Annotated in this window: 25 protein-coding genes; 5 read left to right on the plus strand and 20 right to left on the minus strand. The window is 59.8% G+C overall.

Annotated elements, in window-relative coordinates; translation table 11 throughout:
- Positions 1-381: 381 nt before the first annotated feature.
- From G3N94_RS03715 to G3N94_RS03725, 3 genes are all read right to left on the minus strand, one after another.
- Positions 382-591 carry a hypothetical protein gene (locus G3N94_RS03715; RefSeq protein WP_205790749.1) on the minus strand — a complete coding sequence of 70 codons (210 nt, stop codon included), beginning with the start codon at positions 589-591 and terminating at the stop codon, positions 382-384.
- Between the two features lie 80 nt (positions 592-671).
- A complete protein-coding gene (locus G3N94_RS03720; protein WP_205790864.1) occupies positions 672-947 on the minus strand; it encodes an XRE family transcriptional regulator in 276 nt (91 codons plus the stop codon).
- Between the two features lie 447 nt (positions 948-1,394).
- On the minus strand, positions 1,395-1,808 hold the full coding sequence (locus tag G3N94_RS03725) for an antirestriction protein (RefSeq protein WP_205790750.1): 414 nt from the start codon (positions 1,806-1,808) through the stop codon (positions 1,395-1,397).
- A 28-nt stretch (positions 1,809-1,836) separates the two neighbouring features.
- Here G3N94_RS03725 and G3N94_RS03730 point away from each other — a divergent pair, with 28 nt between their 5' ends.
- Positions 1,837-3,969, plus strand: coding sequence for a ParB/RepB/Spo0J family partition protein (locus G3N94_RS03730; RefSeq protein ID WP_241021559.1), 2,133 nt, complete (start codon positions 1,837-1,839; stop codon positions 3,967-3,969).
- A 193-nt stretch (positions 3,970-4,162) separates the two neighbouring features.
- Positions 4,163-5,008, plus strand: coding sequence for a DUF932 domain-containing protein (locus G3N94_RS03735; protein ID WP_205790751.1), 846 nt, complete (start codon positions 4,163-4,165; stop codon positions 5,006-5,008).
- A gap of 37 nt (positions 5,009-5,045) precedes the next feature.
- On the opposite strand, the gene G3N94_RS03740 is transcribed toward G3N94_RS03735, so the two are convergent.
- Positions 5,046-5,606: a hypothetical protein gene (locus G3N94_RS03740; protein ID WP_205790752.1), complete on the minus strand. Its 561-nt coding sequence runs from the start codon at positions 5,604-5,606 to the stop codon at positions 5,046-5,048.
- Between the two features lie 765 nt (positions 5,607-6,371).
- Between G3N94_RS03740 and G3N94_RS03745 the strand changes: the two genes are divergently transcribed.
- Complete coding sequence (locus G3N94_RS03745; RefSeq protein WP_205790753.1) at positions 6,372-6,650, plus strand: HU family DNA-binding protein; 279 nt, start codon at positions 6,372-6,374, stop codon at positions 6,648-6,650.
- 204 nt (positions 6,651-6,854) lie between these two features.
- A complete protein-coding gene (locus G3N94_RS03750; RefSeq protein WP_205790754.1) occupies positions 6,855-8,873 on the plus strand; it encodes an ATP-binding protein in 2,019 nt (672 codons plus the stop codon).
- 1,320 nt (positions 8,874-10,193) lie between these two features.
- Here G3N94_RS03750 and G3N94_RS03755 read toward each other — a convergent pair.
- Complete coding sequence (locus G3N94_RS03755; protein WP_205790755.1) at positions 10,194-11,090, minus strand: LysR substrate-binding domain-containing protein; 897 nt, start codon at positions 11,088-11,090, stop codon at positions 10,194-10,196.
- A 99-nt stretch (positions 11,091-11,189) separates the two neighbouring features.
- On the opposite strand from G3N94_RS03755, the gene G3N94_RS03760 reads away from it, so the two are divergent.
- Entirely contained in the window at positions 11,190-12,101 is a 912-nt protein-coding gene (locus G3N94_RS03760) for a DMT family transporter (RefSeq protein ID WP_205790756.1), read from the plus strand.
- Positions 12,102-12,266: 165 nt separating this feature from the next.
- Here G3N94_RS03760 and G3N94_RS03765 read toward each other — a convergent pair whose 3' ends face one another.
- From G3N94_RS03765 to G3N94_RS03835, 15 genes are all read right to left on the minus strand, one after another.
- Positions 12,267-12,410 carry a hypothetical protein gene (locus G3N94_RS03765; protein WP_205790757.1) on the minus strand — a complete coding sequence of 48 codons (144 nt, stop codon included), beginning with the start codon at positions 12,408-12,410 and terminating at the stop codon, positions 12,267-12,269.
- A 44-nt stretch (positions 12,411-12,454) separates the two neighbouring features.
- A complete protein-coding gene (locus tag G3N94_RS03770; protein ID WP_205790758.1) occupies positions 12,455-12,886 on the minus strand; it encodes a transposase in 432 nt (143 codons plus the stop codon).
- Between the two features lie 325 nt (positions 12,887-13,211).
- Entirely contained in the window at positions 13,212-13,448 is a 237-nt protein-coding gene (locus tag G3N94_RS03775; RefSeq protein ID WP_205790759.1) for a hypothetical protein, read from the minus strand.
- A 423-nt stretch (positions 13,449-13,871) separates the two neighbouring features.
- The gene (locus tag G3N94_RS03780) at positions 13,872-15,278 is read right to left on the minus strand and encodes an amino acid permease (protein WP_205790760.1); all 1,407 of its coding nucleotides are present in this window, start codon (positions 15,276-15,278) and stop codon (positions 13,872-13,874) included.
- 293 nt (positions 15,279-15,571) lie between these two features.
- The gene (locus G3N94_RS03785; protein ID WP_205790761.1) at positions 15,572-16,513 is read right to left on the minus strand and encodes a pseudouridine-5'-phosphate glycosidase; all 942 of its coding nucleotides are present in this window, start codon (positions 16,511-16,513) and stop codon (positions 15,572-15,574) included.
- Between the two features lie 129 nt (positions 16,514-16,642).
- Entirely contained in the window at positions 16,643-17,698 is a 1,056-nt protein-coding gene (gene dmpG / locus G3N94_RS03790; RefSeq protein ID WP_205790762.1) for a 4-hydroxy-2-oxovalerate aldolase, read from the minus strand.
- A gap of 13 nt (positions 17,699-17,711) precedes the next feature.
- Positions 17,712-18,629, minus strand: a complete 918-nt coding sequence (locus G3N94_RS03795; RefSeq protein ID WP_205790763.1) for an acetaldehyde dehydrogenase (acetylating) — start codon at positions 18,627-18,629, stop codon at positions 17,712-17,714.
- 15 nt (positions 18,630-18,644) lie between these two features.
- Positions 18,645-19,427 (minus strand): 2-oxopent-4-enoate hydratase, encoded by a 783-nt coding sequence (dmpE, locus tag G3N94_RS03800; RefSeq protein WP_205790764.1) that lies wholly within the window; start codon positions 19,425-19,427, stop codon positions 18,645-18,647.
- A complete protein-coding gene (locus G3N94_RS03805; protein ID WP_205790765.1) occupies positions 19,424-20,410 on the minus strand; it encodes a pyridoxal-phosphate dependent enzyme in 987 nt (328 codons plus the stop codon). The genes dmpE and G3N94_RS03805 overlap by 4 nt, the downstream gene beginning before the upstream one ends.
- 351 nt (positions 20,411-20,761) lie before the next feature.
- The gene (locus G3N94_RS03810) at positions 20,762-21,229 is read right to left on the minus strand and encodes a RidA family protein (RefSeq protein ID WP_205790766.1); all 468 of its coding nucleotides are present in this window, start codon (positions 21,227-21,229) and stop codon (positions 20,762-20,764) included.
- A gap of 64 nt (positions 21,230-21,293) precedes the next feature.
- On the minus strand, positions 21,294-21,926 hold the full coding sequence (locus G3N94_RS03815) for an alanyl-tRNA editing protein (protein WP_205790767.1): 633 nt from the start codon (positions 21,924-21,926) through the stop codon (positions 21,294-21,296).
- A gap of 360 nt (positions 21,927-22,286) precedes the next feature.
- On the minus strand, positions 22,287-23,099 hold the full coding sequence (locus tag G3N94_RS03820; RefSeq protein ID WP_205790768.1) for an AraC family transcriptional regulator: 813 nt from the start codon (positions 23,097-23,099) through the stop codon (positions 22,287-22,289).
- A 290-nt stretch (positions 23,100-23,389) separates the two neighbouring features.
- The gene (locus G3N94_RS03825) at positions 23,390-24,349 is read right to left on the minus strand and encodes a DMT family transporter (RefSeq protein WP_205790769.1); all 960 of its coding nucleotides are present in this window, start codon (positions 24,347-24,349) and stop codon (positions 23,390-23,392) included.
- A 21-nt stretch (positions 24,350-24,370) separates the two neighbouring features.
- On the minus strand, positions 24,371-25,585 hold the full coding sequence (locus G3N94_RS03830; RefSeq protein WP_205790770.1) for a pyridoxal phosphate-dependent aminotransferase: 1,215 nt from the start codon (positions 25,583-25,585) through the stop codon (positions 24,371-24,373).
- Between the two features lie 98 nt (positions 25,586-25,683).
- A complete protein-coding gene (locus G3N94_RS03835) occupies positions 25,684-26,571 on the minus strand; it encodes a PhzF family phenazine biosynthesis protein (protein WP_205790771.1) in 888 nt (295 codons plus the stop codon).
- Between the last annotated feature and the right edge of the window lie 2 nt (positions 26,572-26,573).

The raw sequence follows: 26,573 nt of genomic DNA on the forward strand, positions 1-26,573 counted from the left end.
GAACGCGGGCCGCCGCGCGCGCGACACGTTGGCCTGCACGCCGTTGCAGCGGTGCCCGGCGAGCTGGGCGACGCACGCGTCGGGCGCGGTCCTGACGCGAGGTTCGTCACTGACGCGATCGTCCATGCGGCACTCCGGATGACGTCCCGACGATACTCTTGATAACCGCGTGTTATCAAGAGCACCGTCTAAAGAATACGGCGGGTCACATGGCTCGCCGCCAGGGTCCAAACGGTCGCCGCAGTGCGGGACAGCTACCCCACACCCAGCTCCGGCCGCGACCAGCCGCGTGACAGAGAGCAGCGCCCACGCCGAATAATTAGCCGTCGAGAAGGGCGCGTTTCAGCGCGTCGAGTGACGACGCCTTGAGCAGAAGGGTGGTCATACGGCCATCACGATGCCCAGCAACAGCGCGATGAGAAAGCAGACATAGACGTTTCGGGGCGCGCTGATGTGTGACGCGATGAATCTCCTAGTCGCTTCCTCTGCGCTGTTTTCGACTTCTGCCGGACTGCGTGGTTGGCCGATTCGGCTGCAGTCCTTCGTCGTCGCCTGCCCGGTTCGAGCCCTGAAGCTCAGGGCCAGCCACATCCAGTATCAAACACCTTGAACGCGGCGTTCATATAGGTACACATTGGCCGCTCCCAATTTCGAGACGTGACCGCCGAATCTTATTGGGTATCGCTGTCAATCCGCCAGATTTGTCCAATCCCCGCAGCATCACACAGCAGTGCCCAGGCCGAATACGGAATCCGGGCGTCGCCCGCGACCCACCGCCGAATCTGCCGGCCGTCGCCATCGGAGAGGCCTAGAAAGCGAGCTGCCTCCCGACCGCTCATGCCCGTGCGCCGCACAACTTCCTGAATCTCTGCGCCGGTCGGCGAAGCCCAGTGAACCGCCGGCTGCAGGCATTCCGGCCGGATTTCAAGGTGGACTGTGGTGCTCATCATTTTCCCAGTTATCGAGCCCCCACGGCTTACGCCGCGGGGGAAACACGTCAGATCCGCGATCACTTCGCGATCGCGGATCTGACTTGACGACCCCGGTTCGGTCCGCACAGGCCGAGCCGCTTACCGGGGTATTGCATTCCAGCCCCCACGGCTTGCGCCGTGGGGGAAACACGCTCGGTCCGCGATCACTTCGCGATCGCGGACCGAGCTTGACGACCCCGTGACGGTCCACCCAGGCCTCACCGAATCGCCCCTGCGCTCCGCTCCGGGCCGGGCCTCTCCCCACGCTTCGCGCGGGTCCCCGTGGCCCTCGATTCGGGCGCGACGGCGCGCGCGAACCCACCGCGTTCCGTTGCCCCCGAGCTTGCACGAAGGGGGCGTCGATGGCGCGCGCGACCGCGTGCTGCGGACGCCCGGTCGCGAGACCGAGCGCCCTATTATCGGTCAGTCAATCGCCCGGAAAATCTCCCGACGTTCCGGGTGCGTCGCCGCGAACTCGCGGAGCAAATGGTAACGCTCGATGTGGCTATCGTCTCCGAAGGTCTCGGCCATGTGGCACAGCGCGAACAGCGTAACGACGATCCCGAACGCCTCGACGCCCATCGTGCCTTCGTAGCTGTTCAGGTGCCAGCGCACTGACACCGGCGCGGCGATCTCCGGAGCGAGATAGAAACCGCCGTTGGACAGACGGAAAAACTGCCAGTGACCGCCGTTGTACGTCGAGCAGAGCCGACGCGCCCACTCGAACACATAGTCCTCGCCGTGCAGATAGCGCGCGCCGAAGTAGTGCGGCAGGAAGTGCAGGCGCTGTTCCTCGACGACCAATTCCGAACGGATTTCGACAGCATTTTGTTCCACGGTTTTTCTCCGGTTAGGGACCGCGGCGATGGGCTGCGGCCATATGTATATATTAGGTCTAAAAGACCGTGAAATCAAGATATTTTGTTTTTTGCTTGTTTATATACGGACGTTTAGTCCTATAATGGTTTCGTGGCCGCGACATGGTGTTGCGGTCCCTAACCGGAGAAAACCCGTGACTGAAACCGCAACGAATGTGATCTCCACTGGCGAGGCCTTCGCGCCGATTCAATACGTCCCGCTAGGCACGCTGCGCGTGTCGCCGCGCAACGCCCGCAAGAAGCCGCCGACGCGAATTCGTGAACTGGCCGAGGAAATCGCGATCACCGGCCTGTTGCAAAACCTCGTCGCTCACTTCATCGACGGTGAGCCGGGCCAGCATGGCGTCTGCGCGGGCCAACGCCGCTTGGCTGCGCTCGACTTGCTCAAGAGCGAAGGCCGCGCGAAGGACAGCGACCTGATTCCGGTTCGCATTGTTTCGGATGGCGAAGCATTGGCAACGTCCCTGATCGAGAATGCCGAGCGCGAAGGCATGCACATCGCCGACCAATGCGAGGCGTTCAGCCAACTGGCTGCGGAGGGCCGCTCCATCGAGGAGATCGCCGGACGTTTCAGTGTCGCGGAACGCGACGTGCGACGCGCGCTGAAGCTCGCGAGCGTCGCCCCCAAGCTGATCGACGTGTTCCGCGACGACGGCATGACCTACGAGCAGGTGTGCGCGCTCGCGTTGAGCGACGACCACGAGCAGCAGGAGCGCATCTGGTTCGGGGCACAGCAGGCATGGCAAAGGAGCGCCCGGCAAATTCGTGAGGTCATCACGCAGGAGGAAACGAGCGCGAGCGATAACCCGCTCGTCGCGTTCATCGGGCTGGACGCTTACGAGGCCGCAGGCGGATACGTGCGTCGCGACTTGTTTAGCGATGCGAAGAACAACGGTTATGTCAACGACCTCGAATTGCTCAATCGACTGGCGGTCGAAAAGCTCAGTGTGATCGCGGTCGACATCGGCGCGGAGGGATGGTCATGGGTCGAAACCAATGCACAGCGCGATTCACTGCAACTGTCGAAGTATGGCCGTTTGCGTCCCGAGCATCGGGAATTCACGCGCAAGGAAAAGACCGAGTTCCGCAAGCTCGAAAAGGCACGGGACGACGCACGAGCAGCCCTGAACGCATACTACGACGCGGACGGCGAGGAGGAAGACGACGCGAAGCGCGAAGCGCTGGAGCAAGCCGCGCAGGACGCCGATGCGGCCGTTGAAGCTTACGCAGAGCGGCGCGAAGCATGGACGGACGAACAGAAGGCACGCGCGGGCGCGTATGTCTGGATCGACCATGCAGGCGGGCTACAGATCGAGCGAGGTCTCGTCAAGCCACAGGAGAAAGCGGCAGTGAAAGAGGCGGGCGTGGCCGGGGCTGACCGAATCGTTCCCGAGAAGGTCAAGCCGTTGCACGGCGAAACGTTGTGCGAACGACTGACCGCACATCGCACGGCTGCTGTGCAAGCCGAACTGATGAAGCAGCCGACCGTCGCGCTGGCCTATCTGATGTTCGCGATGGTGCCGCGCGTGTTTTCGGAGCAGTTCGAAGCGCGGGCGGCTGACGCGCTCGATGCGCAGTTCACACCGACCCATGAACGCCTGTTGCGCGTGGCCGATGATATGGCTGACAGTCCGGCATGGCAGTTCATCGACGTCGAGCGCCAGAAGTGGCGCGCCATGCTGCCGATTAAGGTTCGCGACCTGCTGCCGTGGCTGCTGGCGTGCTCCGAGGACGTGCTCGCTAATCTGTTTGCCTTCTGTGTCGCCGCGACCGTCAACGGGCTGAGTCGCTGGGACAAGGGGCACAACGTCAACACGCTGGCTGACACGCTCAGACTCGACATGACGGCGTACTGGAAGCCGACCCGCGCGAGCTACCTGAACCACGTTCCGAAGCAGCGCATCATCGACGTTGTCACGCAGGCTATATCAGCCGAGGCGGCCGGGCCGCTTGAGGGAATGAAGAAGGGCGAAGCGGCGGCCGCCGCCGAGCTGCGGCTCGCGGATAGCGGCTGGTTGCCGGAAGTGCTGACGAACCGGCAGACAAACCCGCCCTGGGGGGACGACGAGACGGACGCCGACGATTCCGAAGCGGAGCCCACGCCCGACATTCCGATCTGATGTGTTGATCGACTGAGCAATGCAGACGCCCCCGCATGGGGCGTCTTATCCAGCACAACCTTGCGCGCCGGTCGTCCAATGGACCACGGGCGGCTAGGTTATTGAAAAATGCCTCTTGATATAACGGGCTTTTAGTCCTAATATATCCATATGGCCGCAGCATATCGCAGCGGTCCCAATCCGGAGAAAAACCGTGACGCAAATTACCCGCCTCGCTCGCACCTTCGCTCCCAACGCCCCGGCGCTTCGCGCGGACACGCCGCTGTCGAATGAACAGATCGCACGCGTCGCGCCGTCGATCCTCGCGACCGAGGCGCACGAAAGCCGGTCGGAGCGTTACACGTACATCCCGACAATCAAAGTGCTCGACGGTCTGCGAAAAGAAGGCTTCGAACCGTTCTTTGTGTGCCAGACGCGCGTGCGCGACGAGAGCAAGCGCGAGCACACGAAGCACATGATCCGCTTGCGCCACACGAACCAGATCAACGGCGCGGAAGCCGACGAAATCATCCTGCTCAACAGCCACGATGGCACCAGCAGCTATCAGATGATCGCCGGCATGTTCCGGTTCGTCTGCAAGAACGGCATGGTTTGCGGCGACACGCTGTCGGATATCCGCGTGCCGCACAAGGGCAACATCGTGGACAACGTGATCCAGGGCGCGTTCGACGTGCTCGACGGCTTCGACCTGATCCGCGAGCAAAAGGAGGGTATGCAGGCCGTCACGCTGAAGCCTGAAGAACAGGCGCTGCTCGCTGAAACCGCGCTATCGCTGAAGTACGAGCCGAACGCGGACGTGCCCGCGCCGATCACGCCGGATCAACTGTTGCGCGCACGACGCACCGAGGACCGTAACGACGACCTCTGGACGACGTTCAACCGGATTCAGGAAAACATGATCCGGGGCGGGCTGCGTGGCCAGTCGGCATCGGGGCGGACGATCCGAACCCGCGAAGTGGCGGGAATCGACCAAAACGTGAAGCTCAACCGGGCGCTATGGGTATTGGGTGAGGGGATGCGCCAGCTCAAGCAGAGCTAAGCTCCGGCACCCCGGCAAGCAGTCACGGCAGCCCCGCCTATGCGGGGCCGTCTTTTTTGGGCGGCACCGGATCGAATGGGTTGGGCCAGTACTGTTTGACTTTCGCATCCGCGCGCGCGCTCCGCTGTTCAGGTGTCAGCAGGCGTTTTTGTTCGCGCGTGAGTTGAGCGGTGAGCCAGTCGTCGGGAAGCTTCGCGCCGACTGGCGCGATCGGGCGGCGCTCGTGCACAACGGGAGGTGTGGTCGCCGCGTCCGGGGCGGGTTGGGCTGCGTCGTCGGGCGCTGGTGAGCGGGCCGCTGCCGGGTTCGGCGCGTCCACCGCTTGGTTGACTGCCGGACCGGTTTCCGGACGTGACGCGCGCGAGCCGCGGGTCACGATGCCGCGTTCGCGCCGGATACGTTTAAGCGCGGCGGCAAAGGTTTGGTAGGTGAAATCCAGTCCCTGCTTGGCGAGGGTGTCGATGATGGACTCGTACCGGACGCCGGCCTGAATGGCGTTTTCGACGTGCTCGAAGATGTCGCGAAGTTGAGCGGTCTTTGACCGATTGGGGCCGGCCGCGAGCGCGGCGAGTTGTCCGGCAATAAGGTCGGCATCCATATGGGCCACTCCGAAGCGATTCAACGACCGCAGATTAGCACGGCATAGCTAAAAAGCTCCCCTATTTTGGCCTAACGCTGGCCTGCCATTGGCCTATCTATCGCCTAACTTGACCAAAGGTAACTCAATTAATGGCCCATGAGTGACCTAACGTCACCTATTACTGGCCTATCTTTGAAAGTGCGCGCCAGCGCCGAGGCACGACAGATACGTAAACGGAAATGCTGACGCCTTCCCGTTTCTCTATCCCGTGCTCCAAGGGGATGCCCCTTGGAGAACCCGGCCGGCTCCGCCGGCGGCGCATCACCGCGCCATGCGTGGTGATGCCTGCGCGCAACGCGCGCACCGCTTCGCTCGTGGCGAATGGATACGGAAGCGGCGGTACGTTGGAATGATGTCGACGCCGCGTCAGGGCGTGAGGAATGCACAGTAGACGTCGTGAAGCGGAACTGCGCGAGCAATGCCGATAAGCTGACGCAGTCTCGCGTCTCGAGGCTACGACCCGAGTGAATTCGAGCAGCAGCAAAAGGTCACCAACCGCGCCGATCCGGCTATGTCCCGAAATGAAGGGGAACATAGACACGGCTATGGCCCCCTTCATTTCGAGACATTTTATTAGTTATCAAGTTACTTAATAATGTGCATCGGGGAAATGGTGGAGGGGACGCGTCACACGGCAGTTCGCCGGGTCTGCTGCGCCGATTGCGAGGACCCACGCCGATCGGGTAGGGTGGCGACATCTTCAACGTCCTGACAGGAGCAAACATGAACAAACAGGAACTCGTTGACGCCGTCGCCGCGCAGACCGGCGCGAGCAAGGCGGCCGCCGCTGAAACGCTCGAGGCGCTGATCGGCGCCATCACCACGGCCGTCACGCAGGGCGACACCGTGCAGCTGATCGGCTTCGGGTCGTTTTCAACAGGCCAACGCGCCGCGCGGACCGGCCGTAACCCGGCAACGGGAGCCGAGATCCAGATCGCTGCGGCGAAGACGGTCAAGTTCACGGCGGGCAAAGCATTCAAGGATGCGGTGAACGGCGCCTGAAGTTTGGCAGAGGGTCAACCGGGTTCCCAGACCTCCATGCACCGGGCAGCGATCTAGCTCAATCAAAGCGTCGGCACGAGCAATATCCAGGAGCACGTCACTGCCCCGCGATAGGGTTAAAGGTTTGTCCCGCATCGATTGTAAAATGATGCGACAACGGAAAAGTGATGGTCAGCAACGACCACAGTACGGGAGAGCGGGGCGATGGAAGCGAAACAGTATCCGGTCGAGGTCCAACCGGACTTCTTGAAACAGATCACGCGTGCAAAGCCCGTCCCGGCGCTCTCCGAACTGCTCTGGAACGCGTTCGACGCCGACGCCAAGACTGTCCTGATTGAGTTCGAGTACAACGTCCTCGGCTCGCTGAACACCATCACGGTGCGGGACGATGGCGAGGGTATTCCCCGCGCCAATGCAGAAGCCTGCTTCACATCGCTCGGCGGATCCTGGAAGAAGTTCACGACGCACACCACGAGCGGCAGGTTGCTTCATGGTCAGGAAGGTCGCGGACGGTTCAAGGCGTTCTCGCTCGGCAACGTCGCCGAATGGTTGGTCTGTTACGAGCGAGACGGCAAACGCTGGTCCTACACCATCCGCATGACGGCCATCGACATTGGACACGTCAACATCAGCGACGAGGAAGAGGCAAGCGACAATTCGCCCACTGGCGTGAGCCTGGTCATCAGCGACCCGATCAAAGATTTCCGGACCTTCACGACGGAGGACGGACGTCAGGAGTTGACCGAGATGTTCGCGCTGTACCTATCCGACTACGAAGGGGCGAAGATCGTGCTTGACGGCGCGGCCATCGACCCTGGCACCGCGATCGCGGGGCGCAAGTCGTTCAGCCTGGCCGACGTGGTAATCAATAACAAGGAATATTGGGTGCGGTTGCACGTCGTCGAATGGAAGGCGGCAGGCGAACGTGCGCTCTACTTATGCAATGAGAAGCGATTCCCGCTCTTGCAAGTGGAACGGCGTTTTCACATCCTCGGGCGGTTCCAGTTCTCAGGGTACCTCTACTCACCGTACCTTGATCAGGCGCAAAAGGATGGTACCGTCGATCTCGCCGAAATGCAGCCGGCGATCATCGCGGCAATCAGCGAAGCCCAGCAGACGATCAAGGACCACTTCCGCACCCGAGCGGCTGAGGAAGCTCGGTCGGTCGTTGAAGAATGGAAGGAGCAGAACGTCTATCCGTTCCCTGGTGAACCGGAAACTGCCGTCGAGAAGGTTGAGCGCCAGGTGTTCGACATCGTAGCAACCAACGTCGCACGGCACCTGCCAGACTTCTCAACCACGCAGCCAAAGAACCGTAAGTTTCAACTGCGGATGCTTCGGCAGGCGATCGAGCGCAGTCCGGAAGACTTGCAGGTCATCATGGAAGAGGTCCTGCTGCTGCCAAAAAAGCAGCGGGAAGAACTGGCGCAACTGCTGCGCGAAACCTCCCTGTCGTCGATCATCAGCGCCGCCAAGGTTGTGGCGGACCGCTTGAAATTTCTCGATGGTCTCGAAGCGGTGCTGTTTGACCCAGAGCCCAAGAAGCGTTTCAAAGAGCGCACACAGTTGCATAAGATCATTGCGCAGAACACCTGGCTCTTCGGCGAGGAGTTCAGTCTGTCGGTGAACGATCAGTCGCTGACGGCGGCTCTGGTCGAGCACAAGAAGCTACTGCGCACCGAGGTCGTGATCGACGAGCCGGTGAAGCATATTTATCAGAAGCAGGGCATTTTGGACCTGATGCTGTCGAAGGCGACCAAGCGACACCGCGCCAATCAGTTGACGCACCTGGTTGTGGAACTGAAAGCACCCAAGGTCAAGATTGGTCCTGACGAGGTGACCCAGATCCAAGGCTACGCGTTCTCCGTGATGGAGGACGCGCGCTTCTCAAAGGTCGGCGTTACGTGGAACTTCTGGGTTATCAGCGATGAACTCACGCCTTACGTCGAAAAGTTGGTGGGTGAGTCGGGCATCTTGCACAAAAACCCAGACACCAATCTCACGATCTACGCGAAGACCTGGGCACAGATCCTGGATGAGAACCGTGCGCGCATGAAGTTCTTCCAGGACAGCCTGCAAGTGGAGGTGGACAAACCCGCCGCCCTGAAATACTTGCAGGAGCAATACGCCGCCTACCTGGAAGGCATTTTCGAAGTGGACGATTCGGAAGATGCAGAGGCCGATGCAGATCCCGAAGCCGACGCGGAAGACGCCGCGGCCTGATCACGCTTAGTATGGGCCACCAGAAGTTCGGTTTGGTGGCCTTCATTGAGAGCTTCGAAGCGCGGCCTCAGCCCCTGACAAGCTGTGCGCTTCCTATAATTCTGCGGGTATAGGCAACGGTCCCGCGTTACGCCAGCCGTCTTTGGCACGGGACGTCGCGAATCCGAAACAAGGACATACGTGAAGAAGTCGATCCGCCGCGGTGCGTGGCCATGACGCCGCGTCGATGCCCGACGCAGGCCGTTGGGGTAGCGGCAGAGATCGGCCAATTGCCGCCGATTGCCATCGTTCTCACGCGTTGCTTGGAGGGCTGATCTGCGCAATGTGCGCGCGACGTAACATCTAGACTGTAGCGCAGCTGACAGCTAGCCATCTACGATTGATCGCCTAAGATGTTTTCATGAACAAACTATAGCGTCGGCACGCCGTGTGGTCACGTATAGGATTCCTTAATACATGGATATCTAAGGAGCATGCCATGGCTAGTGATGGTGGAGCGGATGGTGGTGTAGACGTAACCAGCGGCGCTTGTGCGCCTGCCAAGGGAGGGGGGGAACCGAAACCGAAGCCGAAACCGAAACCGAAAGCGAAAGAATTGCCAGAAGCGGTTCATAAAGATCTTTCTCAGCAGCACGCCGGAGCTGTCGAAGATCGGCCTGAGGACTGTACGAGTGAAAGGGTCCTAACGATCAGGCCGGGCACTTGTACTTGGTTCCTAGTGCAAGTTCGTGCGAAACGTTTTACTCCAGAGGATCGAACGACGGTCGAGAATCAGCTCAAGCGGATCGTCGAAGACTATTGCCAATCGGTTCCGACGCATACCGAGGAAGAATAGCTCCAGCTTTTGTGCCACAGGCAAGCCCCGCAGCGGACCACGGATTGAAGGGGAGGCCGGGGCGCGGCGATAGCGGCGCCCGAGCCGCCCTTGGGCGCATGGACGTTCCCAACCTTGGCCTTACGGCCCGACCTCAGGCCGACTCGAGCCTGCGACCGATCCGCTGCGAGCCTGCTCGTATCAGGCAGCGTCTTGGGTATCCTTGGCAGCTTCGAGAATCAACGGGTTCAGGATGGCCGGGTCGAGGACGAGTTCAACCAGTTCCCTCGCTGCTTGAACATCCGGAATCTCCGTATTACCTGCGTGCGACAAGTTTGAACGTACGCGGTACAGGTCGCCAGCGCGTGTCACCCACGACTTGATGTCGACGCTATCGAACTCCCCGGTTTTCGCGGCATCAGAACCCTATGCTAGCAGGGTTGCTGAACATATTAGCGCGCCTGTGAACGCTGCTAGCGCTTATTGTGAACGCCTACAACAGAACGCTATGACCGGCACGCTGCTGCGATGCTGTCGGTGAACCAGGCCTTGAGCGATTGAACGGCTTGTTTGGTTTCGGCAGTGGCGGGATGGACGAGGTAGTAGCCGGCGCCCAAGGGAAGCGCATTATCGAACGGCTCGATCAGTTCACCACGAGCAAGTTCCGCCTCTACGAGGAGAGGGCTCGTCAGCACGACGCCTTGCGCACGCACTGCGGCGTCGATCGCCATCAATGACTGGTCAAACTGAATACCCGTAATGGCTTCGATCTCCGAGCCCTCGAGACTGCTAAATCGAGCCAGCCATGCGGCCCAGTGCGGGTGTAACGTGTTATGAAGCAGTGTTGCTGTGCGCAGATCGTCGGGGCGCTTTAATCGGTGATGTTTCGCGTACGTGGGGTTGCAATACGCGCGGGCCTCGTCATGGCACAGCAGTTGAACGGATAGTCGCGCATCCGTCCCGTCAAAATGTCTGACCGCGAGATCGACACCGTCCAGTTCGAAGTCGACCATTGTTGTCGTCGTGCTCAGGCTCAATGCAATCCCCGAGTTCGCCTGCAGAAAATCGGCCATGCGCGGGGCGAACCACTTCGCGGCGAAACTCGGCGGCATTGACAACCGCACGCCGTTACCGCGACGCTCGCGAATGCGGTGGCTCGCGTGAATAAGCTCTGCCAGGGCGGGCTGAATCTGTGCGAAGTAGGCGCGACCGTCCTCTGTGGGCGTTACCCGCCGTATCTGTCGCGCGAACAGGGCGACGCCGAGCCATTCCTCAAGCTTCTGGATCTGCTGGCCGACTGCACCAGGTGTGACGTTCAGTTCTTGGGATGCAAGAGTAAAACTGCCGAGCCGCATTGCGGCTTCGAACGCAGTAAGTGCCTTCAGTGGAGGGATAGGTCGCATAGCTCAGTTTTTCTATTCCATAGCCAACATTAAATCATTTGTAGGCCATGACCGTACCGAACACAATCAGGACTTCATCCGCTCTCCCGGTGCGCTGTCATGAACCCCGCTTATTTCGCATTCGCCGCCCTCGGACTGATCTGGGGCACCAATTTCCTGTTCATGAAGTGGGCGAGCGCCGATCTGGCTGCCAGCCAGATCGTGTTTCTGCGCGTGCTTTTCGGCTTTATCCCTCTACTGGCGGTCGCGCTTTTCAGTAAGGCGCTCAAATGGCGCCATCTCCGGCACGCCCACCATTTCGTGGTGATGTCCCTGCTAGCGACGGTGATCTACTACTACGCGTTCGCGAAGGGAGCCGGCCTGCTGTTCTCCAGCATTGCCGGGATGTTGAGCGGCGCCATTCCGCTCTTTTCCTTCCTGTGTGCATGGGCACTGCTGCGCGAGGAGCGCCCGAACGTGCGCATGATCACGGGCATCGTCTGTGGATTCGTCGGCGTACTGTTGATCGCGCGCCCGTGGCACGCGACCGGCGTCAATCTGCGCGGCGTTGGCTATATGGTGGCCGGTTCGCTGAGCGTGGGCTGCTCGTTCGTGTACGCGCGTCGCTTTCTTTCCGACCTGGATCTCTCGCCGCTTGCGCTCTCAACATGGCAGATTGGCTTCGCACTGATCCTGATCAGCTGCGTCACGGACTTCCATGGCATGACGCGTGTGACAGGCGACGCACGGGCTCTGATTGGCCTCGTGTTTGGACTGGGTCTGACGGGCACAGGGGTCGCTTACATCCTGTATTACTTCATCGTCGGGCGGCTCGGAGCAGTTGCCGCTTCCAGCGTGACCTACATTCCGCCGGTCGTCGCGCTCATTATGGGATCGATGATTGCGCATGAACCGATCGGCGCAGTTGAAACGCTGGCGATGGTCGCAATCCTCGGTGGTGTGTTTCTCCTGCAAAGCGGCAGGCAACCGCACGCACCCACGGTGCACAAGGAGGTGAAGGAGATCGGCTAAGACCGTCGTGCCTTCGGAACGCCTTCATTGCATATTTCGCGGTCCGCACCTCGGCATCTCAACGGAGGTCCGCTGGTGACCGGTTAGCCTGAAGTTGCCGGAGCCTCGACACAAAGTACTCTTTTGAATCAATTGGTTACGGTTGATCCGCTGTTGGGCTTCTGCCTACGCGGCAATGGTCTTCAGCAGTTCAAGGGCCCGCAGCTGTTTGGCGCGGCGTGCCGTATCAAGGGTGAAGGAGGCTTCGTGCGCAGGCGTTCCGGGGTGACGGCAGGTATTGCGCACGATGGTGCTGAGGTGTTGCAGCACGAGCCGAGGCCGTGCACGCAGGTGCCATCGTCCAGTGTCCTGTTTCAGGCCTTGCGCCGGGCGCTGGTTGAGCGACTGGCAGGTGCGACCGGATCGCGTTGCGCTTTGGCCGCCTGCTCTTCGTCGGCGAGCAGCAGCGGGCGCCAGGCCTGCATCATGTGCCACTTGACGTAGTAGGCGAGCATGCACAACAGCAGGCGGGCACGCGCCCGATCGGACAGGCGGTGATAGATCGGCCGCACCTCGAGGCCGGCGGTCTTCATTGAACGGAAGCCCTGCTCGACCTGACTGAGTTTCTTGTAGTTGCGCACGACGTCGTCGCTGCTCATGCGTTTGTGAGGAACGGCGGTGCTGATCAAGTAGATGCCGTCGAGGGCGGACTCCTGGGTGACGCGTACATCGTTGATCACGTACTCGAAGGACGCGTCACCGATTTCTAGATAAAAGGGTTTGCTGACCTTGTAGCGGGTTAGCATCTTGCTCACGCACAGGCCGAAGCGGTCCTGGCCTTTCAGACGCCCGGCCGCAGCACCTTGGCGAATCTGTTCGAGCAGTGCAACGGTGGTTCCCAGCAGCGACTGGCGCGTGTGGGCGCGCTTCCTCGCGAGCTCGGGGTGCGGCAGACAACCAGGCGCTCGCCGGGATAGTCGGCGTGGGTGAATTCGAACAGGTTGCGCTCATCAAAGAGCCCCAGCTGCAGGGCCCCCTCGCTGGCTAGCACGCGCAGGCTGCCGGACTACAGTGCGGTAATCCGCTGCAGCCCGGTTTCGGCCCTGAGTGCATCGATATGGGTCTGGGCGATCATGCCAGATCGCCAACCGGGACCATTTCGTCGATGCCGAAGCGCTCACGCGGCTGCTTGAGCTGCGGCATGAATGTCTGCGCATCGGCCGTCTTGCCCTCAAACACCGAGATGGCGACCGGCACGCCACGCGCATCGGTAAGCAGATCATAGTTGACCTGCAGCTTGCCGCGCTTGCCGTCACGGTTGTAGCCTAGGGCGGCCAGCTCGCAGGTGCTGCACGGACCGAATTTCATGCTCGTTACATCGACAATCGTGTCACGACGAACTGGGGTGTCGACGCGTCTTGGACGTGCCGCCGTAGGACGCGATAAAAACTTCACAGCAAAAACCTCGGCGGAGCGGTGTTTCGCGCCACCGAAGTGACAGTTTTGCTTCCGCTCCGAGCGCCATAAAAAGTCACTTCACCTCAGTCCGCATCAAATTTGACACGACGCATCGACGCAGAGATTCGCCGGAGGTTTCGAGGCTTGATCTGCACGGAAGTAGTTTCGTCGCAGAACGCAGCTATATCGCTAAACGTCGTTAGTGATATAGCTGCTCGATGCGGGCCGGTTGCGGCGAGCGCCACTTATGAACAAGGCATTAAACTCCTCGACTTTAACCGCTGATCGAAGGGCTGAAATGGCTACCCGCGATTGACGAATCAGAGAATGAGTTTACAGCGCCTGAGTCCCCTGACTATCCGCTGTCAGCTCACCGTCGACAGATTTCGCATGGATGCCGAAGAAATAATACACCGCGACGAGAAGAGCGATCCAAACCGGTCCGATGACGAGTGCAACGCGAGTGCCCGACGATTGAGCCATGATGACCATAACGAATGCGAGGAACGCAAGCGCCACGTACGACATCAAGGGAAACAAAGGAAGTCGGATTGGCAGGCGATGTAATTCAACGGCGGTAATGCGCTTGCGAAAGCGCAAGTGTGCCAAGAGAATCACACCCCATGTCCACACTCCCGCGAAGGTGGCCACGGCTGTAAGCCATACAAAGACCTGGGCAGGCGCAAGGTAATTCAATACTACCCCGACCAACAGCAACAGCACCGAAAAGAGCACGCCATAGATTGGCACGCCGCCACTGCTGACGCGTGCAAACTGACGCGGTGCCTGTCTCTGCAATGCGAGGTTGTAGAGCATGCGACCGGTACTGAAGATGCCGCTATTACACGAAGACAGTGCCGCGGTCAGAACGACAAAATTGATCAACCCAGCTGCAGCGGGAATGCCGAGGCGCTCGAAGGTCAGGACGAATGGGCTGCCTTGAGTGCCAATCTGATTCCAAGGGTAGATCGACATTACGACAAACAGTGCACCGACATAGAAGATTACGACACGCCAGAAGACAGAATTGACAGCTCGGGAAAGCGAGCGTTCAGGATTGCGCGCTTCTCCGGCCGTGAGGCCAAGCATCTCCACTCCCTGGTAGGCAAAGATTACCATCGGCAGCGCGGCGAGCAGACCAGCCACACCATTCGGCATGAAACCGCCGTGCGACCAAAGGTTCGAGATTCCGGTGTGAACCCCGCCATTTCCGAGACCCATCGTGATCATCAGTCCGCCACCGATGATCATGAGCACAATCGTCACGATCTTGACTAACGCGAACCAGAATTCGAACTCTCCGTACAGTTTGACGGCCACAAAATTGGCGGTGCCCATGATGACGAGCGCGCAGAACGCCCATATCCAGTTTGGCACGTCTTGGAACCAAACGTGCATGTACACACCGACCGCTGTAATTTCTGCCATGCAGACGACTATCCACATGAACCAGTACGTCCAACCCGTGAGATAGCCCGGTAATGGCCCAAGATAGTCCTGCGCATATCGGCTGAAAGCGCCCGCGACAGGGTTGTGGACTGCCATCTCGCCAAGCGCGCGCATTATGATAAAGACGGCGGCGCCGCCCAAAGCGTATAAGAGAAGAATTGCGGGGCCGGCCGTTTGAATCGCTGTCGCCGAGCCGAGAAACAGTCCGACACCGATCGTGGCACCGAGTGCCATGAAGTTGATGTGTCTTTCTTCGAGACCACGATGCAGTTTTTCACCTTGTGTCTTCACAGGTGTCTCCTTTCATTAAATTTTTGTTACTGAATGCCTTGGACGGACGAGTTTGAGTTTAGAACTCGTTAATAGATAAATCTGTCGGATTGCGTCTTTCCTAGGAGGAAATGGAAGGAATCCAGAACTCAATCGAATCTGTATCTCGGATGGACAGGTGTCGGGCGAATCGCTGGCCTGGCGACGTGGACCTCCTTACCCACGACACCAGACAGCGAGTGCGCGCTATCCCCGCCGGCCGAGCGATAATTACAATTTGACGCAGATCGCCGTGCGCTCAGGGCGTGTGTCGCTCATCTTTGATGTGGCACCGACGAAAGCGATGCATAAGCGACTGCGATCGCGGCAGCTAACCTCGCGTTGTTGAGACCGATCTCGACACTGCATCCCGCGCTTGCCCCGTCGGTAATTGCATTCACACGAGAAATAAGGAAGGGCGTCACGCCCTTGCCGGTTATACCTTCCAAATCCGCTTCCGCCAGTGCCTGCTCAATCGCGAGATCGATGTCATCACGTGGCAGCGCGAATCGCTCGGGAATCGGATTGGCAATCACAAGGCCATTGTTCAGAGCCAGCGCCCAGTTCGCTTGCATGACATGAGCTATCCGGCGAGGATCGTCGAGGCGCACATCGACACCAAACTCACTATCTCGAGTAAAGAATCCGGGAAGACTGTCGGTGCAGTAGCCGATTACCGGCACGCCGTGCGTCTCCAGATATTCCAGGGTCAGCTGGACGTCGAGGATCGACTTGATGCCAGCGCAGACCAACGCCACCGGCGTGCGGGCGAGTTCCTGCAGGTCAGCGGATATATCGAAGCTCTCCTGAGCGCCCCGATGCACGCCGCCGAGACCGCCAGCGGCAAACACACGAATCTTCGCAAGGTCCGCGATTATCATCGTCGCCGAGATTGTCGTCGCACCATCGCCGCCACACGCGACAAGAATTGGAATATCGCGTCGACTGACCTTGGCAACATTGCGGCCGCCGCGGGCAAGGCGCTCAATCTCGCCACGCGTCAGACCGACCTTTATACGGCCGTCCAGAATCGCGCAGGTAGCGGGTGTGGCGCCGTGGGCGCGGACCTCCGCTTCCAACCCAAGCGCTGTTTCAGCGTTTCCTGGCCATGAGGAACCATGCGAGATGATCGACGATTCCAGTGCCACAACCGGCCGCCCCGCGCCCAATGCCGCGGCGACTTCCGGGTGGATGTCAAAAAATCCACTCAAACTCATCGAATTTCTCCCTCCAAGGCCAACATAGCGACGCACTTCCACCGGCCGTACGCCTCTCAAATACCGTGTCCACCTGTTGAGCGACCCATCCGCTCAATGGAGCAGCTCGGGTCGCCCATTAGGCGAATGTCACGCAGCACGCGAGGTCGTCACGATTGGCGTCAGATTGCGCGCCTTGGCCAAGGTAAGCGCGGTGTCTTCAATCATGTCCTCCTGGCCGCCTACCATGCCACGGCGTCCCAGTTCGACGAGGATCTCGCGCGCCGGAACGCCATATCGCTTCTCCGCGCGCTTTGCAAAAAGGAGAAAGGAACCATACACGCCTGCATACCCGAGCGTAAGCGCGTCGCGATCAACACGGATGGGGAAATCCATGATGGGTACAACAAGATCTTCTGCGACGTCCTGGATCTTCCAGAGGTCGACGCCGGTCTCGATACCCATGCGCTCGCAAACTGCCACGAGCACTTCCATCGGCGTATTGCCGGCACCCGCGCCCAGGCCAGCAGCGGCGGCGTCGACGCGGTTTGCGCCAGCCTCGACTGCGGCGATCGAGTTCGCCACGCCCATCGCAAGATTGTGGTGTCCGTGAAAGCCGAGTTCAGTCTCGGGCTTTAGCGCAGCCCGCACGGCTGAAAGTCGGGCCTTAACGTCTTCGGGCAGCATGTATCCAGCAGAGTCCGTGACATAGACGCAGTTCGCGCCATAGCTTTCCATAAGCTTGGCCTGCTTGACGAGACCCTCAGCCGTGCTCATGTGAGCCATCATCAGGAAGCCCACGGCATCCATTTCGAGCTTGCGCGCGAGCGTGAGGTGCTGTTCTGACACGTCTGCTTCGGTGCAGTGTGTTGCCACGCGGATCGTTTCGACGCCAACCTCGTGCGCCATCTTCAGATGGTCCACCGTGCCAATACCCGGAATCAGCAGCGCCGAGACGCGGGCCTGCTTCATCAGCGGGATGACCGCGCCGAGGTATTCCTCGTCCGTATGCGCCGGAAAGCCGTAGTTCACAGAGCTGCCGCCCAGACCATCACCGTGCGTGACTTCGATCAGCGGTACACCTGCTTCATCCAGGCCCTGTGCAATCACCTTCATCTGGTCCAACGTCATCTGGTGGCGCTTCGGATGCATTCCATCACGCAGTGTCATGTCATGCACAATGATCTTTTTGCCTTTTACGTTCATGTCTGGTGCCTCCTTAGTGCGCGACGGCTTCGAGCTTGAGCGCGCCGTTCAGAATCTCTTCGGCGAACATTTCGGCGGTGCGTGCCGCGGCCGCCGTCATGATGTCCAGGTTGCCCGCATACTTCGGCAGGTAGTCGCCCAAGCCTTCGACCTCCAGGTAAATCGAGACCCGATCCCCGTCGAACACCGGGCCGTTGACGAGCCGGTAGCCGGGCACGTACTTGCGGACCTGTTCGATCATTTCGTGTACAGACTGCTCGATCGCGGCCGCGTCCGGCGTGCCGTCCACCAGGCAGTGAACGGTGTCGCGCATGATGAGCGGTGGATCAGCAGGATTGATGACGATAATTGCCTTACCGTCCTTAGCGCCGCCTACCTTTGCGACCGCTTTTGCTGTCGTGCGTGTGAATTCGTCGATGTTCTTGCGTGTCCCGGGGCCGGCCGAACGGCTGGATACCATGGCAACAATCTCGGCATAACGGACCGGTTGTACGCGTGAAACGGCATGCACCATCGGGATCGTCGCCTGACCGCCGCACGTGACCATGTTGACATTCATCACGCTTTTGCCAAGGTGTTGCTTCAGGTTCACCGGCGGTACGCAGTACGGGCCGATGGCTGCGGGCGTGAGGTCAATCATCATCACGCCGAGTTCATTGAGCTTGCGTGAGTTCTCCGCATGCACATAAGCACTAGTCGCATCGAATGCAATCTGGACGCCATCGGCTTGCACATGAGGCAGCAGGCCGTCCACGCCTTCGGACGTCGTCTTTAGCCCCATCTCCCGGGCCCTCTTAAGACCGTCGGAGTCGGGGTCGATACCCACCATCCACACCGGCTCCAGCACCTCGCTGCGTTGCAACTTTGCCAGCAAATCGGTGCCTATGTTCCCCGGGCCAATCAACGCACACTTCACCTTGTTCGTTGCCATGTCTCCTCCTTCAGATTAAGCGAATCGGACCGAGCAGCTTCCGATTCCGTCGATAGAAACATTGAGGCTGTCGCCGGCTGCCACCGGAACCATCGCCGCCAATGAGCCAGACAGCACCACTTCGCCGGCCTTCAATGATTCGTTCAGGTTGCCAAGCGTGTTGGCGAGCCACGCGACCGCTTCGAGCGGGTTTCCAAGCGCAGCAGCACCGGTTCCGGTGGTCACCACCTCGCCGTTCTTTTCCAGTTTCATCGCACAGCCGACGAGGTCGACCTCACGCGGATCGACGATCTGGTTGCCAAGCACGAAAGCGCCGCACGATGCGTTGTCGGCCACCGTGTCTTCGATGCGGATTTTCCAGTCCCGGATGCGCGAATCGACGATTTCAAAGCACGCCATAACACCCTCGGTTGCAGCGAGGACATCCTCGGCCGTAACGCCAGGGCCTTGAAGGTCATGCTTGAGCAAAAAGGCAATTTCCCCCTCTGCCTTAGGCTGAATCAGCGAGGTAATCGGGATCGCTTCGCCTTCCTCGTAAATCATCGCGTCGGTGAGCATGCCGAAATCTGGCTGATAGACGCCCAGCATGTCCATCACTACCTGCGATGTCACACCGATCTTTTTGCCGATGATCTGTTCGCCGGCCTCGACCCGCCGGGCGTTGAGGCGTTGCTGGATGCGGTATGCGTCCTCAATGGTCAGATCAGTGTGGCGGCTTGTTAGCGGTTCGAGCACGCGGCGGTCTGTTAAGGCGGCGTACAGCTCGTCGCCAAGCGAACTTATAAGAAGGTCGTTCATGGTTGCTGACTCGTGGGCGAGTTCACTTCATCGGAATGACTGGCGGCGACCTGCCCACCCTCCAGCCGGTAAAAATCAGACCACTCCAGCAATTGCTGGCTTGTTGTACCTACACCACCACAGGCGATGACGACGATGCGCTGCGCGTCCGGGAAATACTCGGGGACCCGGGCGAGTGCCGCCACCGATGCCCCGCAGGCCGGTTCGGTCAGAAGGCGATGCTCTTCAAGTAGAGTCACACTGCCTTGAATCGCTTCAGCGTCAGTCACCAGGCAGTTTCGAATCTGATGCTCTTTGGCGAGCGCCACTATGCGTGCGGTCACCTTATTGGCACCAAGCGACGTAGCTATGGATTGGATCTTCGGGAGCGCGACCGGCTCACCAGCCTTGAGCGCCTGATCGTATGAATCTGCGCCCTCGGTCTCTACTGTGAGTACCGGAATATCACTCCAACCGACCCTCCGCAGTCCTTCAATGACCCCTGCGAGCAGGCCGCCACCGCCGACCGAGCAAACGAGCAGATCAGGACGTTCGGTTTGCCGGGCGATCTCCTCGACCATCGTCGCGTGACCTTCCCACAGCAGGGGGTCGTCGAACGCAGGGAGGTACGCATCGCCATCCCCCAGCATCGAGAGTGCATAGGCATTCGATTCACCAAAATTCGCGCCGTGAACCACGACCTCTGCTTCCTCGCCGCGAATGATGGACTTTGCGCGCTCCGATGTCGTCTGGGGTACGACGACCGTCACCGGAATTCCAAGCTCCCGGCCCGCGTAGGCCACTGCGCACCCAGCGTTGCCTCCGGACGCGGTGATGAAGCGCCGCGCACCCCGGCGCTTGTGTTCTTCACAGGCGAAGCCAACGCCGCGCAGCTTGAATGAGCCACTCGGCTGCAGGCCCTCGAGCTTCAGGAGGATTGTTCTGCCCGTCTTAAGCGAGAGCGCCCGGGACTTGATTAGCGGTGTTTCGATATGCAGTGTCATAGGAGGACTTCATCTGTGAAAGGCGTTGGCATTTGATACGAATACTTCGACGACGGTGCCGGCTCCAACGCCCTGGCGTCACCAATGCGTCTACGCGAGTCGCCATTCAGCTACGCAAGATTGGCTTTCTCAGTAGGGGAGGTCCAATCGCAAGCCACGAGCGGGTAGCCCGAGGCCTGCATTTAGAACGTTCGCCTTATGAGCGAATACTCTCTGAGTTTCAGTGAACCCAGCTTCGCGGGCATGGCCGTTGTTGGATGTGGGTCTCGAAAGACCTGAGCCATGATGACTCTTCCGTCGGCTTTAGCCGCGTTTGGTAGCCGCCGTTGCACAAATGCTGAAGCGTTGTCGTTAGCCAAGCTGGATAACAGCGGAAACCTCAACCGGGCAACGGAACGGCAGGCTCGATACGCCTACTGCGGCGCGGCTGTGCCTTCCCTTTTCGCCCAGGACTTCAACGAGGACCTCCGAGGCGCCGTTGATGACTTCCGGGTGTTCCGTAAATTCCGTGGCAGCGTGCACATAGCCCGTCACAGAGCAGACGCGGAGCACGCGCAGATCGCCCGTAAGTTGCGAGCGAAGCTGCGACAGAATCGCCATGCCGCTCATCCGTGCGGCTTCCTTTGCCTCCTCAATACTCACTTCTTTGCCGACCTGGCCGAGTGCAAACGGCTTGCCATCCTTGAAGGCGACCTGTCCAGAAATGTGCAAAAAGCCACCTGCCAGAACGGTAGGGACGTAATTGGCGATCGCTGCCTTCGGCGGTTGCAGTTCAATACCGAGTTCTGCGAGACGGGCATCCAGTTCAGCGAGGTTCATAAGATCTCCTTAAGGGTGAAATAGGTGCCGACGCATGACGCCCACGGCACGTGTGAACAAAAGTTCAGGTTTCGAGGTCATACTGGATCGAGAGCTGTCCTTTCTTCTCTTTCAGCTTCAGGATCCTGATTTTGCCAACCTGTCCAGCGGACTTGACGTGAGTGCCACCACAGCTATGCATCGGCAGGTCACCGAAGCACACAGACCTCATACCATCCTTTTCGGCTAGATGGCGCGGTACGTCATCTGCGATGAGCTGGTTGACTGTCTGCTCCACGCCCTCGGCGGTCAGAGGCTGTGGGTTGTCGCGTGGCTCGAAAACCACTCGCCCCTCACCAGGCCAGTGGTGACCTTTGCTCGCGTACCAACCCATACGCTCCACGACACCGGAAATCAGATGGCCGGCCGAGTGGAGTCGTGCATGAAGCAACCGGATTTCGGGCGACACTTCAATCACCGCATCGCCAACGGCAACTTCCTGTTCAGCGATGTGAACAACGTTGTCGCCCTCCTGGATTACACGTCCGACCCTCACGCCAGCGATACTCCCTTGGTCGGAAAGCTGTCCCCCGCCTTGCGGATGGAACAAGGTCTCGGCCAGCGTCACGCGGAACTTGCCGTCGGCAGCGGGCGAACAATCGAGCACCCGCGTGCGCATCGTCAGTTCGTCACTGTTGTAGTAGGTGCGTTGTGTCATTTCGTATTCCTCAATGCATGTTAATCATCGCGCTCAAGCGTTGCCAAATTCCACTCGACATGAGTCTGCTCTTTCAGGCACAGGGCGGCGCGTCGCGACGATCGGCGGAAAGACGACTCACTTTCCGCATGACTCCACGTTAAAGGACGTACGGCCTGCCCGCTTGTAAAAAATTGAGAGTTTGCATTTGAAGGAAGTCGGCGGCAGGGCGCTCGGCCCGGACGGAATGCCGTGCGGTTACTGGCTGCCTGGGATGGAGCTGCGTGACGCTAGTACCGCACTGAGGAAGCTACGTCTGACTGACGAGGAGGACTGAAGGGCGGGGCGCCTTGACCAGGTGGTCGGCTGCGATCTGGAACGTCAATACTTCGAAGGCGATACGCCAAAGGCTTGCCGGAACGCGCGGCTGAAGTGGCTCTGATCGTAGAAGCCAACTTCCTGAGCCACCTGTGTCAGACAGCGATCGGTGTGACTCAGTAAGGAACAGGCGCGCTCCAGCCTTAGCCGTACGACCCAGGCGTGCGGCGTCATGCCGACCGTTTGTTTGAAAAGCTTGAGGAAATGGAACCGCTCAAGGTTACAAAGGGCCGCGAGCTCTTCCAAAGTGATTTTTTCGGCCAGATGGACATCGCAATACTCCCTGACGCGCTGCCACTGCACCGACGTGAGTGCGCCTTTGAGAAACTGCGGCTTGACCATACGCGATTGGACAAACAGGCGGTCAAGCAACATCAGCCACTCGGACTGCACTTCCATGGGCTCGGCCCCAGCAGGAGCCGTCCGCAGTACATCGTGCAATCGGGACAGATGACTGGCAAGGGACGCATCCTGGAGAACTGCCCCTCCCAAGGCGGGGAAACGATCCCGCCCCGAGATCTCTTCCCCGAGTCCGGTCAGTAACTGAGGGGAGAGTCGGAACGTCTTGAGCGTATAAGACTCGTCGCCGGCGCTAATGCCATCGTGCACCTCACCGGGTGGCATCAATTGGATGCTGCCCGGGGTAAGTAGGAGCGTTTCCCCATGGAAACCTTGCCGCTGAACGCCTTCTGTCACCAGCGCTACATGGTAGTCCAGATGGTAGTGACGTTCGAATCGGAAATCAGAAAAGTGCGCCTCGCTAAGCACGAGACCTGGAATCTCGTTGCTGCGCCTGTACTCGACGCGATCTTTCATCCGTGCCTCCTGCATGGCTTTCCCTCGGCCTTGGAGCAAACTGCCGCTCCGAGGCGCGGCGTGCTCCGCGTCCTCCGAACCGTCCATAATATTGCACCTATTATAGACAGGGTGCCGTTTCGGGGCACGCACTCGCTGCGGGCGAGCGCGATGTTGCGGCGAACGTCTGCCCGGGGCGCTTTCGGTGAAGTGGGCGGCGACAATTATCTTGGCACGCCGGCCAAGATAGTTGTCGCTGACCGGCCGTGCTGCTTGACGCCGTCTAGTGAAGTTCCGTCGAGTCCGGACCTTCACAAAGGGGTAAGAGGTTTGGTAGGCCAAGGTGCGGGACGCTTGATATCAGTCCGATTTCTCGCGGCGCACGCAACACCGGCCACAATCGCCGCCATGCCCAGAACGTGATAGCCGTGAATCGTCTCACGCAGGAACAGAGCGGCAAGCACGACCCCAAAGAGCGGGATCAGATGGATCGAGAGACCGGCTCGAGTTGGACCAACGCGCGCAACGCCGATGTTGTAGAGAAGATAGGCGACGACCGATGGAAAGATGCCAAGATAGGCCAATGCACTGAGCGACCGGATATTCCACGTGGGTGCCGGGCCGGATGCCCGCTCATACAGATACAACGGCACCAATACGATAAGTGCCAGCACGATCTGAGTGCCCATCAGACCAATGCGATCAATGTCCGCGGGAAAGCCGCGTAGCCAGAGCGTGTAGAACGCCCAGGATACCATCGCGCAAAAGATCAGAAGATCTCCGCGGGAAATTGACAGCGACGCCAAGCCTGACCAATCTCCATGCATGACGATGGTGACGACACCGGCAAACGACAACGTGAGACCCAGCACCTGGGCCATATACAGTCGCTGGCGATAGAAGATTGCAGCCAGCAGGACGATCAGAATAGGGATAAATGAGTTCAGTAGCAGTCCGTTCGAAGCCGTGGTCGACTGCAACCCGAGGTAAACAAAAGAATTGAAGGAGACTACGCCAGCCAGCGACACACCCAGCACGCGCCAGCGATATTTCCAGTACTTGGACAGGTCGCGTCGCATTGCCTGAAAGGCAAAGGGAAGCATGAAGACAAGCGCAATTATCCAACGCCAGAGCGACAACGCCATAGGCGGAACGTCATTGTGCATCGCCCGGCCAACAATAAAGTTGCCGGCCCAGAACAATGGTGGCGGCAAAAGCAACAGCAGGCTGCCGACAGGCAGCGAGCCCGTGGTTTTGGCAGATAGTCTCATTCCCGAATCATGCATTGGCAGTCAAGCATTCTCTTCCGCCAAGGTCGTCGACGCTCGCGCAGTTGTCAGCTTGGACATGAAATGAGCGAGGCGGGCCAGTCCCTCGTTCAGCTCGTCGATCGAGGTGGCGTAGGAAAGACGCACGTAGGTGTCTGCGCCGATAGCTCCAAAGTCCTTGCCCGGCGTCAGCGCGACATGCGCCTCGTCCAGGACGCGCTCGCAGAACTCCCAAGCGCCAAGTCCCGTAGAGCTCACATCGATGTAGACGAAGAACGCACCATCTGGCGCGACCGGGACTGATAGGCCAATCTCGTGCAGCCGCTCGAGCACAAGTGCTCGACGCCGGCCGAGTTCCGTCCGGCGTTCTTCGCAAATGGCGATGGTCCCGGCGTCGAAACAAGCCAGTGCCGCATGTTGCGCTGGCGTGGACGGGCAAATGTAATAGTTCTGCGCCAAACGTTCGAGCACAGGAACCATATCGATCGGAACAACACACCACCCGAGACGCCACCCGGTCATCCCGAAGTATTTCGAGAAACTGTTGATGACAATCGCGCCCGGGTCAGAGGCGAGTGCTGTTTGTGGAGGCCTGCCGGCCGCATCGTCGTCGCTGAGATTCAGGTATATTTCGTCAACGATACGCCAGGCGCCGCGCTCACGTGCAAAGTCGCAGATCGCGCTGAGTTCGCTCGATGCGATCGACGTGCCTGTCGGATTTGACGGCGTCGCCACAATCAACCCGCGCGTGCGGTTCGTCCAGTGCGTTTCGACGGCGGCTGCGCTGAGTTGGAAGCGCGTATCGGCGTCCGTTGGAACAAGGGTGACCTCAGCGCCAAAGCTGGCAAGGAAGTGACGGTTGCAGGGATAGGAGGGGTCACCAACAATCACCTGGTCGCCCGGTTCGACGAGCGCTGCAGCCAACAGCAACAAAGCAGCGGACGCGCCGGCCGTCACGACGACGCGCTCAGGATCGATGTTCAGGCCATGCGCGGTTTCGTAGAAACCCGATATAGCTTTTCGGAGAGCTCGCAAGCCAAGGGCGGCGGTGTACGGGAGCTTTCCCCCACGCACCACGTCGACCATCGCTGAAATGACGGCGGGCGGGGCTCCGAAATCAGGCTCACCGACGCTCAGCTTGACGACGTGGTGCCCTTTAGCCTCGAGCGCCGCTGCACGTTTGGCAAACTCCATAACGAAGAACGGAGCAACCTGTTCCACCCGTTTTGCAAATCTCATGAGTTCATTTCCGTCGTTATATCTTTTCCGCGCCGCCGGGGCCCCAAGTAGGCGCCAGGTGTGTCGATGGCCGTGGGCAGTCCGCCCGTCAGGGCAGTTCAGATGTGAAGCTGGCCGCTCGCCGCTGTTGCTGCTGCTCCGCCAATGCGAATAGAAAGCGCGTTACCGTTGCGCTGCCATGAGGCGTGGACCTCACCGTCGCGGCCGATTTCGATACCCTGCTCGGCGACATAGCTGCCAGCCTCCTCGCCAGGGTGCTTGTAGCGAGCGAGCCATGCGGCGACTGACCCGTTACCCGAACCGCAAACTGGATCTTCGGCAACGCCTTCCCCAGGCGCGAAGGTGCGCACGCGTAGGCGAACAGGGCCGCCGTCCGAGCGCTCGACGAAGACAGTAACGCCGGCCGCGCCAAGCGCCTTGCATTCGCGCGCAATCATTCCATGGTCGGGGGCAAGTCTCGAAATCGCTTCGAGACGCGATAGCTCCACGATCAACCAGGGCACGCCGGTTGAAACAACATCGACCGGGCCGGCCGCCACGTCCTCTACCGCACAGCCCAGCATCCTGGCTGCGGTCTCGCGCGACAGGCCGGCATCCCGATACTCGGGCGCACCCTGCGTCATACGCAACACACGGCGCGAGCCCGAGGAAATCACTTCGACGGGTACGATGCCAATACCGCATTCCTGGCGGAGCAAAGTAGCGTCGGCTTTGTCCGGACAACGAGCAAGCACGGCGTGGGCCGCAGCGATGGTTGGGTGCCCGGCGAATGGCAGCTCGCTCATCGGTGTGAAGATCCGGGCGCGGTAGTCTGCGTCAGGCCTGGTCGACTTGACGAGGAAGACGGTCTCGGACAGATTCATCTCGCGCGCAATCTTCTGCATCGTTGCGGTTGGAATGTCGTCGGCGTCAAAGACCACGGCGGCAGGATTGCCGAAAAGTGGCTGGTCGGTAAAAGCGTCAATCTGAACGAAGTCGTGTGACATGG

Origin of the sequence: Burkholderia sp. Ac-20353, from assembly GCF_017104785.1 — a bacterium.
GTDB lineage: Bacteria > Pseudomonadota > Gammaproteobacteria > Burkholderiales > Burkholderiaceae > Burkholderia.